This window comes from Zavarzinia sp. CC-PAN008 (genome assembly GCF_051903925.1).
Lineage (GTDB): Bacteria > Pseudomonadota > Alphaproteobacteria > Zavarziniales > Zavarziniaceae.
In genome coordinates this window covers 2124829-2140738 of the sequence record NZ_CP173678.1, presented here as the reverse complement: position 1 = coordinate 2140738, position 15910 = coordinate 2124829, and the positions used below count along the sequence as shown (strand labels likewise).

At 70.7% G+C, this 15910-nt stretch carries 17 protein-coding genes; 8 read left to right on the top strand and 9 right to left on the bottom strand.

From position 1 onward, the window contains the following. Nucleotides 1–171 precede the first annotated feature (171 nt). Genes ACI6GS_RS10035 through ACI6GS_RS10020 form a run of 4 tightly spaced genes read left to right on the top strand, consistent with a single transcriptional unit; the run spans nucleotide 172 to nucleotide 3641 of the window. Nucleotides 172–1317: an epoxide hydrolase family protein gene (locus tag ACI6GS_RS10035; protein ID WP_439817655.1), complete on the top strand. Its 1146-nt coding sequence runs from the start codon at nucleotides 172–174 to the stop codon at nucleotides 1315–1317. Next, on the top strand, nucleotides 1314–2462 hold the full coding sequence (locus ACI6GS_RS10030) for an epoxide hydrolase family protein (protein ID WP_439817654.1): 1149 nt from the start codon (nucleotides 1314–1316) through the stop codon (nucleotides 2460–2462). Before ACI6GS_RS10035 ends, ACI6GS_RS10030 begins: the two co-directional genes overlap by 4 nt. Beyond that, on the top strand, nucleotides 2459–2980 hold the full coding sequence (locus ACI6GS_RS10025) for a DUF2569 family protein (RefSeq protein ID WP_439817653.1): 522 nt from the start codon (nucleotides 2459–2461) through the stop codon (nucleotides 2978–2980). The genes ACI6GS_RS10030 and ACI6GS_RS10025 overlap by 4 nt, the downstream gene beginning before the upstream one ends. 4 nt (nucleotides 2981–2984) lie before the next feature. Continuing rightward, complete coding sequence (locus ACI6GS_RS10020; RefSeq protein WP_439817652.1) at nucleotides 2985–3641, top strand: pyridoxamine 5'-phosphate oxidase family protein; 657 nt, start codon at nucleotides 2985–2987, stop codon at nucleotides 3639–3641. A gap of 135 nt (nucleotides 3642–3776) precedes the next feature. On the opposite strand, the gene ACI6GS_RS10015 is transcribed toward ACI6GS_RS10020, so the two are convergent. The 4 genes from ACI6GS_RS10015 to ACI6GS_RS10000 form a co-directional block, all read right to left on the bottom strand. Next, nucleotides 3777–5060, bottom strand: a complete 1284-nt coding sequence (locus ACI6GS_RS10015; protein WP_439817651.1) for an ABC transporter ATP-binding protein — start codon at nucleotides 5058–5060, stop codon at nucleotides 3777–3779. Next, entirely contained in the window at nucleotides 5050–5928 is an 879-nt protein-coding gene (locus ACI6GS_RS10010) for an ABC transporter permease (RefSeq protein WP_439817650.1), read from the bottom strand. Before ACI6GS_RS10010 ends, ACI6GS_RS10015 begins: the two co-directional genes overlap by 11 nt. A 54-nt stretch (nucleotides 5929–5982) precedes the next feature. Beyond that, entirely contained in the window at nucleotides 5983–7272 is a 1290-nt protein-coding gene (ribB, locus tag ACI6GS_RS10005; RefSeq protein ID WP_439817649.1) for a 3,4-dihydroxy-2-butanone-4-phosphate synthase, read from the bottom strand. A 95-nt stretch (nucleotides 7273–7367) separates the two neighbouring features. Continuing rightward, on the bottom strand, nucleotides 7368–8012 hold the full coding sequence (locus tag ACI6GS_RS10000; RefSeq protein ID WP_439817648.1) for a helix-turn-helix transcriptional regulator: 645 nt from the start codon (nucleotides 8010–8012) through the stop codon (nucleotides 7368–7370). A 99-nt stretch (nucleotides 8013–8111) separates the two neighbouring features. Here ACI6GS_RS10000 and ACI6GS_RS09995 point away from each other — a divergent pair, with 99 nt between their 5' ends. Together ACI6GS_RS09995 and ACI6GS_RS09990 are read left to right on the top strand one after the other, a co-directional pair. After that, nucleotides 8112–9266, top strand: a complete 1155-nt coding sequence (locus ACI6GS_RS09995; protein WP_439817647.1) for an MFS transporter — start codon at nucleotides 8112–8114, stop codon at nucleotides 9264–9266. Between the two features lie 9 nt (nucleotides 9267–9275). Continuing rightward, nucleotides 9276–10427 carry an MFS transporter gene (locus tag ACI6GS_RS09990; protein ID WP_439817646.1) on the top strand — a complete coding sequence of 384 codons (1152 nt, stop codon included), beginning with the start codon at nucleotides 9276–9278 and terminating at the stop codon, nucleotides 10425–10427. On the opposite strand, the gene ACI6GS_RS09985 is transcribed toward ACI6GS_RS09990, so the two are convergent. Next, the gene (locus ACI6GS_RS09985) at nucleotides 10393–11118 is read right to left on the bottom strand and encodes an MBL fold metallo-hydrolase (protein ID WP_439817645.1); all 726 of its coding nucleotides are present in this window, start codon (nucleotides 11116–11118) and stop codon (nucleotides 10393–10395) included. The two genes, ACI6GS_RS09990 and ACI6GS_RS09985, sit on opposite strands and share 35 nt — an antisense overlap. A gap of 77 nt (nucleotides 11119–11195) precedes the next feature. Between ACI6GS_RS09985 and def the strand changes: the two genes are divergently transcribed. Together def and ACI6GS_RS09975 are read left to right on the top strand one after the other, a co-directional pair. Next, the gene (gene def / locus ACI6GS_RS09980; protein WP_439817644.1) at nucleotides 11196–11714 is read left to right on the top strand and encodes a peptide deformylase; all 519 of its coding nucleotides are present in this window, start codon (nucleotides 11196–11198) and stop codon (nucleotides 11712–11714) included. Nucleotides 11715–11725: 11 nt separating this feature from the next. Next, entirely contained in the window at nucleotides 11726–12376 is a 651-nt protein-coding gene (locus ACI6GS_RS09975; RefSeq protein WP_439817643.1) for a COQ9 family protein, read from the top strand. Here the strand turns inward: ACI6GS_RS09975 and ACI6GS_RS09970 are convergent. From ACI6GS_RS09970 to ACI6GS_RS09955, 4 genes are all read right to left on the bottom strand, one after another. Then, on the bottom strand, nucleotides 12352–13476 hold the full coding sequence (locus ACI6GS_RS09970) for a 5-(carboxyamino)imidazole ribonucleotide synthase (protein ID WP_439817642.1): 1125 nt from the start codon (nucleotides 13474–13476) through the stop codon (nucleotides 12352–12354). The genes ACI6GS_RS09975 and ACI6GS_RS09970 overlap by 25 nt on opposite strands. Continuing rightward, entirely contained in the window at nucleotides 13476–13979 is a 504-nt protein-coding gene (gene purE / locus ACI6GS_RS09965; protein WP_439817641.1) for a 5-(carboxyamino)imidazole ribonucleotide mutase, read from the bottom strand. The genes ACI6GS_RS09970 and purE overlap by 1 nt, the downstream gene beginning before the upstream one ends. Nucleotides 13980–13981: 2 nt before the next feature. Continuing rightward, a complete protein-coding gene (locus ACI6GS_RS09960; RefSeq protein ID WP_439817640.1) occupies nucleotides 13982–14830 on the bottom strand; it encodes a transporter substrate-binding domain-containing protein in 849 nt (282 codons plus the stop codon). 77 nt (nucleotides 14831–14907) lie between these two features. Then, nucleotides 14908–15855: a DMT family transporter gene (locus tag ACI6GS_RS09955; protein WP_439817639.1), complete on the bottom strand. Its 948-nt coding sequence runs from the start codon at nucleotides 15853–15855 to the stop codon at nucleotides 14908–14910. Nucleotides 15856–15910 lie beyond the last annotated feature (55 nt).

Below are 15910 nucleotides of genomic sequence, written 5' to 3'. Positions count from 1 at the left end.
AGGCCGAAGCCGTCGGCTGCGGAAGTTCGAGCCTTGCAAGGGTGCTTTGAGGAAAGACCGATCCTGCGGCGTCGCGCGCAGGGTCCCCCTCACGTCATCCGTTTACGCACTTGTGCACCCGCGTCATGCTGCGCGCCTGGAAACGACGCGGGAAAACCCCAGGGGCGCATGATGGCGACAATCGAACCCTTCCGGATCGCGGTGCCGGAGGCGCGGCTGCAGCAGGTGCTGGCCAAGGTCCGCGCCGCCGAGTTTCCCCCCGCGCCCGTCGATTCCAGCTGGGCCTACGGTGCGGAGAGCGCCTATGTCCGCGACCTTGTCCACTACTGGGGCACGCAGTTCGACTGGCGCAAGGCCGAGGAGGGCCTGAACCGGTATCCCCAGTTCCGGGCGGAGGTGGAGGGCATTCCCATCCACTTCGTCCATGTGAAGGGCAAGGGTCCCACCCCCCTGCCCCTGATCCTGACCCATGGCTGGCCCGGCAGCTTCTTCGAGTTCCTGCACATGGTCGACGCCCTGACCGACCCCGCCGCCCATGGCGGGGATGCGGCCGACAGCTTCGACGTGGTCATCCCGTCGCTCCCCGGCTATGGCTTTTCCGGTGCTCCGCCGCGGCCCATCGGGCCCAAGGCGACGGCCCGCATGTGGCACACGCTGATGACGCAGGTGCTGGGCTATTCCCGCTTCGGGGCGCAGGGGGGCGACTGGGGCAGTGCCGTCTCTGCCCTTCTGGGGCATGACTTCCCCGACAGCCTGATCGGCGTGCACCTGAACCTGTTCCCCCTGGCCGCCATGCCGCCCGAGCCGAGCGAGGAGGAAAAGGCCTGGGCCGCCCGCGTCGCCACCTATACCGCGAGCGAGATGGGCTATTTCAACGAGCACGCGACCAAGCCGATGACGCCCGCCTTTGCCCTGCACGACAGCCCGGCGGGCCTGGCCGCCTGGATCGTCGAGAAGTTCGCCGGCTGGAGCGACATCGACGGCGATATCGAGAGCGTCTATTCCAAGGACGAGCTGCTGACCAACATCGCGATCTATGCCCTGACGGGCACGATCGGCACGTCGATCTGGATGTACCGCGGCATGGCCGAGGAGGCGGCCGTGGCGCCGCCCTTCAGCGGTCCGATCCCGGTGCCCACGGCCTTTGCCCAGTTCCCGAAGGACATCGCCCCCTGGAACCCGCCGCGCAGCGTGGTGCAGCGCGGCTGCAACCTGAAGCAGATGAACACCTTCGCCAAGGGTGGCCACTTCGCCGCCCTGGAACAGCCCGAGGCCCTGACCGGCGACATTCGCAGCTTCTTCCGGGGCCTGCGATGAGCGTGAAGCCCTTCCGGATCGCCGTGCCGGATGCCGTTCTGGAACGCATCTACGCCAAGGTGGTCGACCACCGCTTTCCCGACATCCCGACCCTGGGCGATGGCTGGGAACACGGCATGGACGTCGCCTGGCTGCGCGATCTTTGCGCCACCTGGCTTGGCGACTTCGACTGGCGTCAGGTCGAGGCGCAGCTGAACCGCTGGCCCCAGTTCACGGCCGAGATCGAGGGGATCGACGTCCATTTCGTGCACGTGAAGGGCAAGGGGCCGAATCCGCTGCCGCTGGTCCTGACCCATGGCTGGCCCAGCACGCACTATGAGTTCTCCCGCGTGATCGACGCGCTGGCCAACCCGGCGGCCCATGGCGGCGACGCGGCCGACGCCTTCGACGTGATCGTGCCGTCCATGCCGGGCTATGGCTTCTCGGGCAAGCCGACCAACCCGATCGCACCGCGTCATGTCGCCCGCATGTGGCACACGCTGATGACGGAGCAGCTGGGCTATCGCCGGTTCGCGGCGCAGGGCGGCGACTGGGGCAGCGCCGTGACCTCGTGCCTGGGCCTCGACTATCCGCAGGCGCTGGCCGGCATCCACATCACCATGGCGGGCCTGGCCCGGCGCAACGAGACGCCGCAGAACGACGTGGAGGCGGCCCACGCCAAGCGCGCCCACCGCGTGTTCGAGGACGAGGGCGCCTATTACCGCCTGCAACGGACCAAGCCGCAGACCCTGGGCGTTGCCCTGCACGACAACCCGGTCGGCATCGCCGCCTGGATCCTGGAGAAGTTCCGCGCCTGGAGCGACTGCAAGGACGGCGACCCCTATAGCCGCTATACCCGCGAGCAGCTGCTGACGACGGTCATGATCTATGCCGTGACCGACACGATCAACACGGCCAACTGGATGTATCGCGGCCTGCTGCTGCAGCAGCGTGACTGGCCGCTGCGCGATCCTTACGTCACCGTCCCCACCTCCGTTGCCGTGTTTCCGGGCGACATCTTTCCCTTTCCCCCGCGGCGCTGGGTGGAGGGGTGCTACAATGTCGTGCGCTGGACCGACATGCCGCGCGGCGGCCATTTCGCGGCGCTTGAGGAGCCGGAGCTGTTCGTGGAGGACGTGCGCACCGCCTTCCGGCCGCTGCGGTGAGCCGGACCCGACGCAGGCGTGACCGCGCCACCGCGGCGGCCGGCCGCATGGCGGTGCGGGCGGGCACGGCCCCGGCGACGCGGCGTGCCGACGACACGTCCGAGACGGGGCTGGGCGGCTGGATGCTGCTGATGGGCGTCGCCACCTTCCTGCGCCCCATGATCTGGGCCTGGGGGGCGTGGCAGACCTGGCGGCCGCTCGCCGCCCTTGGCCCCGACCACCCTGCCAACGGACTGCTGGCGTTCGAGTTCGTCTGCCTGGTGGCGCTGGCCGGTGCCGGCCTGTGGGCGATCATCCTGATGATGACGAACCGTCGCCTCTACCCCCCGGTGCTGATCGCCACCTGGTCTGCTGCCGTTCTGTTCGCCATCGCGGACGCCGTGTGGGCTCGCGCCCTGGCGGGCGAGCAGGCGGTGGCGGCGACCAACTGGCAGATCGCGATCAGCGCCATCCTGGCCGCCATCGGCATTCCCTATCTGCTGCGCTCGCGCCGCGTGCGCCGTACTTTCGTGGACTAGCGGCATGAGCCAGCTCTACGGCGCGCCCCATCGCGCCCTTCAGGACCGTTTCGGCACCCGGCCGCTGGCCGACGCGCTGGAGGCGACCATCGTCCATGACCACCTGACGGACGCGGAGATCGCCTTCGTCCAGGGTCGCGACATGGTCTTCCTGGCGACGCAGGATGCCGACGGCCGCCCCACCGTCTCGTACAAGGGCGGGGCGCCGGGCTTCATCCAGGTGCTGGACCCGCGGACGCTGGCCCTGCCCAGCTATGACGGAAATGGCATGTACTACTCGATGGGCAACATCGCCGCGCATGCGGAGGTCGGCCTGCTGTTCATCGACTTCGAGACGCCGAATCGCCTGCGCCTCCAGGGCCGGGCCGAACTGGTGACGGATGGCCCCCTGCTGGCCCGCTTCCCCGGCGCCGACCTGGTCGTGCGGATCGCCCTGGACCAGGTCTTCGTGAACTGTGCCCGCTATGTCCACCGCTATGACCGCGTGGCGACGTCCGCCGCCGTGCCGGCGGCGGATGGCAGCGTGCCGCTCGCGACGTGGAAGCGGATCGACGTGATCCAGCCCGTCCTGCCGCCCCGCGACCAGGGCCGGCCGGAACGCGAAGGCGGCCTCATCTCCGGTGCGGAGTACGAGGCCCGCCTGGCGCGCGGGGAGACATAGGCCCCGGTCAACATGCTTCGAGAGGCCGCTTCGCGGCTCCTCAGCATAACGCCGTTGTTTGCGTTCAGGAAAATCCCACCGGCGTCATCCTGAGGAGGTCCGACGGACCATCTCGAAGGATGTTGGTGCGACGCCTCAGTCAGCCCCCTCGACCGCCAGGCTCACGTCGAGCATGGGGACGCCGGCCAGGCCGCGGGTGACGCTGCTGGTGGCGATGCGGAAGATCAGCGCCTCGTGCAGCCAATGGTGCTGGCGGTGGGCGGTCTGGGTGCCGTCGCCGACCGCGATCGTCACGGCATAGTCGCCGGCCCGCAGCCAGGGCATGACGAAGCTGAAGCGGGCCACAAGGCGGCTGCCGGCCGGGGCCGCGCGGCGCGGCGCCACAAGCGTGTTCTCCCCGAACAGCTCCTGGCCCATGCGATCCTTGACGATGAAGCCGATCAGCGGCTGGTCCAGCGTGGCCGTCACCGCCGCCGTGACCGACAGGCACACGGCCTCTCCCCCCTCAAGCCGCGCCAGCGGCCGCCCCTCGGGATCGGTCAGGACGGCATCGACGATCCGCGCGGCGCCCTCGCCAAAGGCATCACCCGCCGGCTCGAAGGGCTGCACCTCGGCCGCCGCGACCGTCGGCCGGAAGCGGGGCTCAGCGGCGATGCGGCGGCCGGGCGCCGCCGCTGCGGTGTCGCTGCCATAGACCGAGGCAAGGTAGTGCTCGCACACCGTGCGGGGATCGCCATCCTCCCGCACGCGGCCGCCGTCCAGCCACAGGACACGGTCGGCCAGGGCGGTGATCGCGGCCATGTCGTGGCTGGCGATGATGAGCGTGCCGCGTTCGCGAAAGGCATGGATCGCGCGCATGCACTTCTGGGTGAACGCGGCATCGCCCACGGCCAGCGTCTCGTCCAGCAGCAGGATCGACGGATCGACATGGGCCGAGACGGCAAAGGCGAGTCTGGCCTGCATGCCGGAGGAATAGTGCTTCACCGGCTGGTCGATGAAGGCACCGATATCGGCAAAGGCCTCGATCGCCGGGGTGCGGGCGCGGATCTCCGCCTCGTCCAGGCCCAGGACGGTCGCGGCCAGGACCAGGTTCTCGCGCCCCGTGAACTCGGGGTTGAAGCCGGAGCCAAGCTCCAGAAGGGCGGCCAGGCGCCCGCGCGTCTCCACGAACCCCGTGCTCGGCTGCACCGTCCCGGCCAACAGCTGCAGCAGCGTCGACTTGCCCGCCCCGTTGCGCCCGACCAGGCCGATGCAGGATCCGGTCGCGATTTCCAGGTCGACCGCGCGCAGGGCCCAGAACTCGCGCCCGAAGCCGGGGCGGCCCAGGCTCAGCATCTGGCGCAGGCGGTCCTGCGGCCGGTCATAGATCAGGTAGCGCTTGCCCAGGTCCCGCACCCTGATCGCGGGGTCAGAGGACATCGGCGAAGCCCTTGCGCAGCTTGACGAACCAGGCATGGCCCAGGGCCGCCACGGCCAGCGCGGCCAGGCTGTGCCAGGCCCAGGCCGCCCAGTCCGGCGGCAGTCCGTCCAGCAGGATCGCGCGCACCCCCTCGATCGGCACGGTCAGCGGGTTGGCCAGGGCGACCGCCTGCCAGCCGGCGGGCAGGGCGGCGATGGGAAAGAAGACGGGGCTGAGGAACATCAGGACCTGGACCATAGGCGCCACGACATGGCGCAGGTCGCGCAGGTAGACGCCAAGCGCCGCCAGGAACCAGGACACCCCCAGCAGCATCAGGACCAGCGGGCAGACCACCAGGGGCAGCAGCAGCACCGTCATCGGCGGCGGGCCCATCACGACCCAGCGCACGGCCACCAGCACGATCGCCGACAGGGCCAGGCCCACCAGGCCCGCCCCCACCGCCACTGCGCTCAGGACCTCCAGCGGAAACACCACCTTGGTCACATAGGATGGATTCTCAAGCACCAGGCCCGGGCTGCGCACCAGCACGTCGGAGGCGAACAGATAGACGATCAGGCCCGAGAACAGCATCAGCGGAAAGCTGGCCCCCGCCGCCCCCTGCCAGCGCGCCTGGAATACCGTGCCGAAGACCAGGGTGAAGACCGCCAGAAGCAGCAGCGGCTGCAGCACCATCCAGGCCAGGCCCAGGACAGAGCCCCGCGTGCGGCTGCCCAATTCGCGGCCGATCAGGCGCCGGACCAGGACCCGCTCGCGCCACAGGCCTTCGGGGATGCGCTGGGGCAGGAACAGCGACAGCGGCCGCCGCTCGCCCGCGGCAGAGCGGCGGACGACCAGGGACTCAGGGCTGGCGGGCGGATCGGTCGGCACAGGCCATGACTAGACCACGCGCCCGCCAGCGTGAAGGGTGGCGCTGCGCCGGTCTCAGGCTTCAGGCGACTCGGTCGACAGGATGTCGATGCCGAAACCTGCCAGGCCCACATAGTGCCGGGGGGTGGAGGCCAGGTTGCGGATCGCGCTGACCCCCAGGTCGCGCAGGATCTGGGCGCCCAGGCCGACGTCGCGCCAGGCTTCCGCGCGCACGGTTTCGGACGAGCGGGCCTCGCCCCCCGGCATGGTGACGGGAACACCCGCCGTCCCGTCACGCAGATAGACGAGGACGCCGCGCCCCGCCTCCGCGAAATGGGTCAGGGCCGCCCGGATCGGGCCGGCGCCGCCCAGCACGTCCGCCACGATGTCAGCGCGGTGCAGGCGCACGGGCACGCCGCGCCCGTCGCCCAGGTCGCCATGGACAAAGGCGAAGTGGTGCACAGGATCGAACGGCGTCACATAGGCATGGCCGGTCAGGGGGCCCACCTCGCTCTCGACCTGGAAGGTCGCCACCCGCTCCACCAGCCGCTCGCGCGCCTGGCGAAAGGCGATCAGGTCGGCGATCGACAGCCGTCGCAGGCCATGCCTGTCGGCAAAGGCGGTCACCTGCGGCCCGCGCATCACGGTGCCGTCGTCGTTGACCAGTTCGCAGATCGCCGCCGCCGGCGGCAGACCCGCCAGGCGGCACAGGTCCACCGCCCCCTCGGTATGGCCGGAGCGCATGAGCACGCCGCCGTCGCGGGCGATCAGGGGAAAGACATGGCCCGGCCGCACGAAATCGGCCGGACCCATATTGGCATTGGCCAGGGCGCGGACGGTGTTGGCCCGTTCCTCGGCCGAGATGCCGGTGGTCAGGCCATGGCGTACGTCGACCGACACGGTGAAGGCGGTCGCGTGCGGCGCCTCGTTCGCGGCGACCATGGGGCTCAGGTTCAGGCGCTGCGCCTCGGCCGCGGTGACGGGCGTGCAAACGATGCCGCAGCAGTTGCGGATGATGAACGCCATCTTCGCCGCGGTGCAGAGCGAGGCGGCAATGACCAGGTCGCCTTCGTTCTCGCGGTCGTCGTCATCGACCAGGACGACGATCTCGCCCTTGGCGAAGGCGTCCACCGCCTCGCGCACACGGGCAAAGGTGTCGCCGTCGGGCCGGCCGGCCACGTCCAGGAAATCGTTCGCGGTGACGTCGCCGGCCGTCACGCGCGCAATGGTCAGGGCAGTATCGCGCGACATCCAGGCATCCTTCCGGTTGCACAATTGGGTGACGACGCTGGGCGAGACCCCGATGGCGCGGGCAAATTCCTGCCGGGGAACGCCCGCACGCGACAGCCAATCGGCCAGCTTCATGCGGCGATCCTAGACGGCCAGGCCGTTCTGTCAAACAGAATGTCGACGGTCATTTCTGTAAAACCAAAATTCTGGACACTCTTGCGAGGCCTATTCTACTCGGCCGAAGTCGCACCCGCCACTCCGGCTATGCGATAGGCGCAGCGGCGCGCCCCGGCCAGCACGTGGTCCACGCGCGTCACCGATGCCCCGGGCCCCAGCACAGCGCGGAACAGCGCCAGTTCGGACCGGCACAGGGCCTGGCACGCCTGGGCGGCGGCGCAGATCGGGCAATGGTCCTCGACCAGCAGCACGGCGCCGTCAGCCAGGGGCTCCAGCCGCGCCATGTAGCCCTCCCGCTCGCGCAGCGCCGCCAGACTGGCCACGCGCGCGGCCAGGTCCGGATCCCCCGCCATCGCCGCGCGATAGCCGTCCTCCGCCCGTCGCTCCCGCTCCTGGATCAGGCGCTCCAGCCCCGCCTCGCCGAACGCCGCGCGCGCCGCCTCGATCAGGTCCAGCGTCAACGCCGAATGATTGTCGGGGAAGCGGGCATGTCCCCGCTCGGTCAGCGTCCAGGTCCGGCGCGGCCGTCCCACCCCCTGGCGCGCGTCCTGATGCGCCACCAGGCCGTCGGCCGCCAGCGCGCCCAGGTGCTGGCGCACCGCCATCGCCGTCAGGCCCAGCGCATCGGCCAGGGCCTGGGCCCCTTGCGCCCCGCGCGTCTTGAGCAGGAACAGGATGCGCTCGGTGCTGGCGGACACGGGGGCTGCACCTCAATCTGAATTTGGAAAGTCTCGACTTGACTAAAGCGCAGAACGGGCGCCCCGTAAAGTCCTGCCCGTGATCGAGGTGCCTCCCGCGTGACCGCCGCCGCCCTGCCCGACCAGCCGGACCGCCGCAGGGCCGCCCTGGTGGGGGTGATCGCCGCCATGGCCGCGGTCAACGTGATCTATGTGGCGTCCATGCCCCTGATGTCGCTCGTGCTCGACCGTCAGGGTGTGGACGCCAGCCTGATCGGCCTCAACACCGCGGCGCAAGGGGCGGCTGTCTTTGCCGCGGCGCCGTTCCTGCCCGGCCTGATCCGCCGCTTCGGGCCGGGACGGGTGATGCAGGTGGCGCTGCTGATGGCGGCCGCCATGCTGGCCCTGATCGGCCTGCTGCCCAATGTCTGGCTGTGGTTCCCCTTGCGCTTCCTGATGGGGGCGGCGGCCACCGCCCTGTGGATCGCAAGCGAGGCGTGGATCAACGCCCTGGTCACCGACGCCGTCCGTGGCCGGGTCGTGGCCCTCTACAGTGCCGCGGGGGCCGCTGGCGGCGGCCTGGCGCCGCTGGTCCTGATCGTCCTGGGGACGGAGGGGACGACGCCGTTCCTGGCCGTTGCCGCGATCTGCGCGCTGGGCGTGCTGCCCCTGCTGGCGGGCGGCTCGGGCACCGGGGCCCTGGACGGCCAGGCGAAGGTGCGGCCACACCGCTTCCTGGTCGTGGCGCCGCTGCCCTTCGCGGCGGTCCTGCTCTATGCCGCCGGCGGCGAGTCGCTGGTCACCTTCTTCCCCTCCTATGGCATCGCCCAGGGGCTGGGCGAGGCGGCGGCGCTTGCCATGCTGACCGCGTTCAAGCTGGGCGGCCTTGTCCTGCAGGTGCCCATCGGCTGGCTGGCGGACCGGGTGGGCCCGCGCCCCATCCTCAGCATGGTCGCCGCGGGCTCGTTCCTGGGCTTTGTCGCCCTGCCCTTCCTGCTGCAGCCCTATGCCCTGGGCCTGGCCTTTGCTGCCCTGCTGGGCGGCACCTACAGCACCGTCTATTCGCTGACCCTGCTGCTGCTGGGGCGCACCTTCTCGGGCGCCGACCTGTCCTCTGCCTCCGCCCTGTTCCAGGTGTTCTGGAGTTCCGGCGCCCTGCTGGGGCCGATGCTGGCGGGCGTCGCGATCACCGGACTGGGGCAGCCAGGGTTGATCGCGACCGAGCTTGTGCTTTTCGGTACGCTCACCGCACTCGTCCTTCTCCTCCGGCGCTGAGAAACACCCATGTCCGTGTCGAGCCTGGGCGACGGTCGCGCGCTGCGCCTGGGCGCCGTGATCAGCGCCATGGCGGCGGTCAGCATGATCTACCTGATCAGCCTGCCGCTGATGGCGCTGGTGCTGGAGCGCCAGGGCGTGCCCGCCTGGCTGATCGGGCTCAGCGCCGCGGCCCAGGCGGCGGCCGCCTTCGTCGTGGCGCCGCTGCTGCCGCACCTGATGCGCCGTGTCGGCCCCGGCCGGGTGATGCAGGTGTCGATGGTGACCGCGGCCTGCATCTTCCCCGTGATGGGCCTGTTCCAGGACCTGTGGGCCTGGTTTCCGCTGCGCTTCCTGCTCGGCGCCGCCGCCTCCAGCCTGTGGGTGGCGAGCGAGACGTGGATCAACTCCATGACGCCCGACGCCGTGCGGGGCCGGGTGCTCGGCATCTACAGCGCGGTCGGCTCGGCCGGCTCGGCACTGGCACCGCTGGTCCTGATCGTCGTGGGAACGGAGGGGCAGGCCCCTTTCCTGGCGGCGGCGGGGATCTGCCTGCTGGGCTTGGTGCCGCTGCTGCTGGCGGGCAGCGGCTCCGGCGCGCTGCCGGGTCGCTCCAGCCAGCCGATGGTGCGCTTCCTGTTCCTGGCGCCGGTGCCGTTCCTGGGCCTGCTGCTCTATGCCGGGGCGGCCGAATCGCTCGGCACCTTCCTGCCCTCGTACGGCATCGGCCGCGGCCTGGCGGAGGGCGAGGCCCTGTCACTGCTGACGGCGATCATGGTCGGCAGCCTGCTGCTGCAGGTGCCGATCGGCTGGGCCGCGGACCGCACCTCGGCAATCGGCGTGCTGCTGGCGACCGCGATCCTGGCGGCGGCCGGGACCCTTGCCCTGGGCCCCGTGATCGACGGGCCGGGCTGGCTGCAGCTCGGCTATTGCGCGCTGCTGGGCGGCGCCCTGCACGCGCCCTATTCGCTGACCCTGCTGCTCCTGGGCCAGCGTTTCCGCGACGGCGAGCTGGGCGCCGCCACGGCGCTGTTCTCGCTGATGTGGAACTCTGGCCTGCTCCTGGGCCCGCCGCTGACCGGCCTGATGATCGGCCTGGCGGGGCCCCAGGGCCTGATCGCCAGTACGGCGGGCCTGTTCGTCCTGGTTACGCTGATCGCACACCTGGGACGCCGGTCGTGACGCCCAGCGCGATGTCGGAGACGAAGGGATTGCACTTGCGCTCCCAGCCAAAGGTCGACATCTCGCCATGGCCCGGCACGAAGGCGACGTCATCGCCCAGCGGCCACAGCTTGGTCGAGATCGCCTCCACCAGGTCGTTGAAATTGCCGCGCGGCAGGTCGGTCCGTCCGATCGAGCCCTTGAACAGCACGTCGCCCACCAGGGCAAGGCGCGCCGCCCGGTGGAAGAACACGACATGGCCCGGGGTGTGCCCGGGGCAGTGATAGACCTCGAACGCGGTCTCGCCCAGCGTCACCGTCTCGCCATCGTCCAGCCAGCGGTCGGGCCTCACGTTCTCGGCCCCCGCCAGGCCATAGCGCCGGCCCTGTTCCTCCAGCGAGTCGAGCAGGAACGTGTCCTCGACATGCGGCCCCTCGACCGGCACGCCCAGCTGCCGCACCAGCGCCGCCGTGCCGCCCGCGTGGTCCAGGTGCCCATGGGTCAGCAGGATCTTCTCGACCGTGACGTCCATCTTCCGGACGGCGCCCAGGATGCGCTCGACCTCGCCGCCGGGATCGACGATCGCGGCGCGCTTCGTGGCCGTGCACCAGATCAGCGAGCAGTTCTGCTGGAACGGTGTCACCGGGATCAGCACCGCCTGGACCGGGGGCACCACCTTGGCCTCGGCCTCCGCGACATCGGAGATGGTCATGTCCTCGCACCTGACGCATTTGTCTTCAGCAGCATGTTGGATACCCTATCGCGGATGAACAGTGCGAGGGAAACCCCGTGACGGTGCGGCCGATCCTGCGGATGGGGCATCCGATCCTGAAACGCCGGGCCGATCCGGTGCCCGATCCGACCGCGCCCGAGATCGGCCTGCTGCTGGCGGACATGGAGGAGACGATGCGCGCCGCGCGCGGCCGCGGCATCGCAGCGCCCCAGATCGGCGTCCCCCTTCAGGTCGTGATCTTTCACGCGCCACCCACGCCCGATATCGACCGCATGGACCTGAGCCGCCAGCCGCTCACCGTGCTCATCAACCCTCGCATCACGGTCCTGGACGCCACGGCGGAGGACGACTGGGAGGGCTGCCTCAGCGTGCCGGGGCTCAAGGGGCTGGTGCCGCGCCATCGCCGCATCCGCTATGAAGGATTCGATCACGAGGGCAACACCATCGTGCGCGAGGCGGAGGGCTTTCACGCCCGGGTGGTGCAGCACGAGTGCGACCACCTGGACGGCACGCTCTATCCGCAGCGGATGCGCGATATGGCCAGCCTGGAATATACCGACGCCTTCGACGACTGACGGTCCCCCCGATGCCTGATGACAGCCTGAAGCAGCGCCTGCTGGAGGCGGCCCTGCCCGCCGTGCCGTTCGACGGCTGGACCCAGCGCCTGCTGCGCGATGCGGCAATGGCGGTCGGCGTGAGCGAGGCGGAGGCGCAGGACGCCTTTCCCGGTGGGCCGATCGCGTTGCTGGCCTTCTTCTCCCACGACCTGGACCACCGCATGCTGCGGGCGCTGGAGGCACGCGACCTGGGCCGGATGCGGATCCGAGAGCGGATTGCCACGGCCGTGCGCACCCGCCTGGAGCTGGCAGCACCCCACCGCGAGGCGATGCGGCGCGGCCTGGCGCTGCTCAGCCTGCCGACCAACGCGCCCCTGGGCGCCCGCCTGGTCTGGCGCAGCGTCGATGCCATCTGGCACGCGGCCGGTGATACCGCGACGGACTACAACTTCTATACCAAGCGCGGCCTGCTGGCGGGCCTGCTCAGCGGCGTGACGCTCTACTGGCTGAACGACCAGTCCGAGAACACCGAGCGCACCTGGGAGATGCTGGAGCGCCGCATCGACGACATCATGCGGATCGAGGCGGCCAAGCGGCGGGTGATCGACTTGGCGGACCGCCTGCCCTCGCCCCTGGCGCTGCTGGCGCGGCTGCGCTACCCCCCCTCGCGCACGGAATAGAGCGGCGCCGGGTCCGGCCCACTGTGCAGGGGCTGGACCCGGGTGACGTGGCCCATCTTGCGGCCGGCGCGGACGTCGCGCTTGCCATAGAGGTGCAGCTTGCAGTCCGGCGTGGCCAGGACCCGGGCGGCGCAGTGCACCTCGTCCCCGATCAGGTTGATCATCACGGCGTCGCCCACCCGCGCGGTCGAGCCCAGCGGCAGGCCCAGCACCGCCCGCACATGCTGTTCGAACTGCGAGGTGACGGCCCCCTCGATCGTCCAGTGGCCGGAATTGTGGACGCGCGGCGCCAGTTCGTTGACGGCCAGCCCGTCGGCAGTGACGAACATCTCGACCGACAGGATCCCGACATGCTCCAGGTGATCGGCCAGCCGCACGGCGATGCCCTGCGCCTCCGCCGCCAGGCCCGGGGGCAGCGTTGCCGGGGCCAGCGTCACGTCCAGGATGCCGGAGCGATGGCGGTTCTCGACGGCGTCGAAGGCGGCGCTGGCGCCGGCCGCCGTGCGGGCCACGATGACCGAGATCTCCCGCTCGAACGCGACCAGCCCCTCCAGCACGCAGGGCACGGCGCCCAGACGGCCAAAGGCGGCGCGCGCCTCCTCCAGCGTGGCGACCAGGGCCTGGCCCTTGCCGTCATAGCCCAGGCGGCGGGTCTTCAGGATGCCGGGCAGGCCCAGCGCGTCGATCGCCGCCTCCAGGCTGCGCAGGTCGTCGACCGGCCGGGTCGGCGCGGTGGCGATGCCCAGCCGGTGGCAAAGGCTCTTTTCCTCCCATCGGTCCTGGGTCACGGCCAGCGAGCGCGGGCCGGGCGCCACGGGGACCAGCCGCGCCACCTGCTGCAGCGCGCTGACGGGCACGTTCTCGAATTCCAGCGTGACCATGTCGACCTGGGACGCGAAGCGCTCCAGGGCGGCGGCGTTGTCGAACCCGGCACAGGTCGCCTGGGCGGAGACGTCGCGGGCCGGCGCGTCCGGGTCCGGATCGAAGATGTGGCAGCTGACGCCCAGCGGCGCCGCGGCCAGGGCGATCATGCGGCCCAGCTGCCCGCCGCCCAGGATGCCCAGGCGCGGCGCCGTCATGGCGGTCGACGCGGCGGCCATCACGCGTCCTGCGGCGCCAGCGCCACGGCCTCGGTCTGCCGGCTGCGCCAGGCGTCCAGGCGCTGGGCCAGCGCGTCGTCGCCAAGGGCCAGGATCGCGGCCGCCATCAGGGCCGCGTTCTTTGCCCCCGCCTCGCCGATCGCCAGGGTGCCGACGGGAATCCCCGCCGGCATCTGCACGATCGACAGCAGGCTGTCGACGCCGTTCAGGACCCGGCTCTGCACCGGTACGCCCAGGACCGGCAGCGGGGTCAGCGCCGCCGCCATGCCGGGCAGGTGCGCGGCGCCGCCGGCCCCGGCAATGATCACCTTCAGGCCCGCGTCCTTGGCCCCCCTGGCGTAGTCGTACAGGCGTTCCGGCGTGCGGTGGGCCGAGACGATGCGGGTCTCGTGCGCAACGCCCAGCGCCTCCAGCACCTCCGCCGCATGACGCAGCGTGGCCCAGTCGGACTGGCTGCCCATGATGATGCCGACGCGGGCCGCCGGCTGTTCCCCTGGCGCCAAGGTCAGTCGACCTTGGTCAGGTCGCTGCCGAACCAGCGCTCGGACAGCCGCGACAGGGTCCCGTCCTTGTGCATGTCGGCGACGATCTGGTTGACCCGCGCCGCCAGTTCGGGATCCCCCTTGCCGACCGCCACGGCCATCGGCGCGAAGAAGACGGGGTCACCCATCATACGGATCGGCAGCCCCTCCTTCATCGCGCGCGAGATCTTGGGCAGGCCGCCCATCACCGCGACGATGCGCGAGCCTTCCGGCTTGGCCAGTTCGGCCAGCGCGTCCGGGATGGACGGAAAGGTGACGATCTCGCCCGGCTTGATGCGGTAGCTGAACGGCGGCACGGCCGGCCCTGCCAGCTTCAGGTCGCGCTTCAGGTAGCCCTCGTAGGTGCAGCCGGCACAGGTGCCGATGACCTTCCCATCCAGCTGCGAGGGCAGGAAATTCTCCATGTCCTGCTCGCGCACCGCGATGTCGGCGCCTTCGAAGTAATAGATGGCCGACAGGTCCAGCACCTTGAGCCGGTCCTCGGTCGGCGAGACGGAAGCCACGGCGATGTCGAAGGCATCGCCCCAGTTGCCGGCCACCACGTCCTCGAAGGTCGGCTCGACCGTCTTCAGCGCAACACCCATGCGCTTCGCGATTTCGCGCGCGACGTCCAGGTCAAAGCCGGCGCTGTCGCCCGTCGGTTCCGTATAGGACGCCGGGGCAAAGCCCTTCGGCGTCGCGTTCACCAGTTCCTTGCGCGCCAGGATGCGGTCCAGGACCTCGCCTGCCGAGGCCGCCCCGGCGACGCTCCCCATGACACCCAAGGCAACAACGCCTGCGCACAGCGCAGCGCCAACGACGCGTCTGATCACTGACCCCTCCTCAACTCCCGGCGCGATCCTAGCCGCAGCGGCCCCGCCACTCGACAGGAATCCGCAAGGCGCCGCCGTCAGCCGGCGGAGCGCGTCTGCAGCCACAGCACGCCACCCAGGGCGACGGCGCCGCCCAGGAGCTGCAACCAGCTGGCCTCGACCCCCATGGCCATGCTGATCAGCACGCCCAGGACCGGCACCAGGTTGATGATCAGCGTCGCCTCGGTGACGCCCAGGCGGCTGGCGCCAAAATTCCACAGCGCGACGCCGATGCTGCTGGGCCCCACCGCCAGCCAGACCAGCAGGGCCAGGGAGGTGCCGTCGAAGGGCGCCGCGGGCTGCGGTACCCAGTCATGCACCACGGCCCAGGCCAGCATCAGGGTGACGCCCGCCACCAGCGAGGTCAGGAAGGTCAGGCGCAACTGCCCGATGCCCAGGTGGGCCAGCCACGCCTGGGCCCGCACGCTGTACCAGGACCACAGCGCCATGCCCAGCAGCAGCAGCGCCTCGCCGCCATGGGCGGCGGCGGCATTGGTGGCCGCCTGCGGATTGCCCAGGGCGACCAGGAACGCGCCCAGGACCGCCAGCACGATCGGGCCATAGAGGCGCCGTTCCGGCCGCCTGCCGTCGAACAGCCAGACGACGAGCACGGCGACAACGGGTCCCGCCGCCAGGATGGCCGAAGCGGAGATCGGGCCCGAATAGAGCACGCCGAATACGACGCAGACCGAAAAGCCGCCGACGCCAAGCGCCCCCAGCAGCACCGTCCGCGCCCAGGGCACGCCACGCCAGACGTCGGCCCGCCGCTCCACCAGGATGGTGACGGTGCCCAGGATCACGCCGGCCAGCGCGATGCGGCCGCCGCCGATCAGCAGCGCGTCCATCGTGCGGAGCAGTTCGTGCGCCACAGGCACGAGCGAGGCCCAGACGATGACGACCGCGACCATGCCCAACAGGGCCTGGCGCCGGTACCGGTGCTGTTCGGGAACGGGCTGCCGGAAGGCCGGCGCTGGGGGGTCCTGCATCGGCTGCGAATGTCCGGCGGCACCCCATGGCGGTCAAGGACCATCCACACTACAT

What these genes read in the sequence shown, in the direction of transcription:
- ACI6GS_RS10035 (WP_439817655.1), top strand. Translation starts at nt 172, where the DNA reads ATGGCGACAATCGAACCCTTCCGGATCGCGGTGCCGGAGGCGCGGCTG.
- ACI6GS_RS10030 (WP_439817654.1), top strand. Translation starts at nt 1,314, where the DNA reads ATGAGCGTGAAGCCCTTCCGGATCGCCGTGCCGGATGCCGTTCTGGAA.
- ACI6GS_RS10020 (WP_439817652.1), top strand. Translation starts at nt 2,985, where the DNA reads ATGAGCCAGCTCTACGGCGCGCCCCATCGCGCCCTTCAGGACCGTTTC.
- ACI6GS_RS10015 (WP_439817651.1), bottom strand. Translation starts at nt 5,060, where the DNA reads ATGTCCTCTGACCCCGCGATCAGGGTGCGGGACCTGGGCAAGCGCTAC.
- ribB (WP_439817649.1), bottom strand. Translation starts at nt 7,272, where the DNA reads ATGAAGCTGGCCGATTGGCTGTCGCGTGCGGGCGTTCCCCGGCAGGAA.
- ACI6GS_RS09990 (WP_439817646.1), top strand. Translation starts at nt 9,276, where the DNA reads ATGTCCGTGTCGAGCCTGGGCGACGGTCGCGCGCTGCGCCTGGGCGCC.
- ACI6GS_RS09985 (WP_439817645.1), bottom strand. Translation starts at nt 11,118, where the DNA reads ATGACCATCTCCGATGTCGCGGAGGCCGAGGCCAAGGTGGTGCCCCCG.
- ACI6GS_RS09975 (WP_439817643.1), top strand. Translation starts at nt 11,726, where the DNA reads ATGCCTGATGACAGCCTGAAGCAGCGCCTGCTGGAGGCGGCCCTGCCC.
- ACI6GS_RS09970 (WP_439817642.1), bottom strand. Translation starts at nt 13,476, where the DNA reads ATGGCCGCCGCGTCGACCGCCATGACGGCGCCGCGCCTGGGCATCCTG.
- ACI6GS_RS09955 (WP_439817639.1), bottom strand. Translation starts at nt 15,855, where the DNA reads ATGCAGGACCCCCCAGCGCCGGCCTTCCGGCAGCCCGTTCCCGAACAG.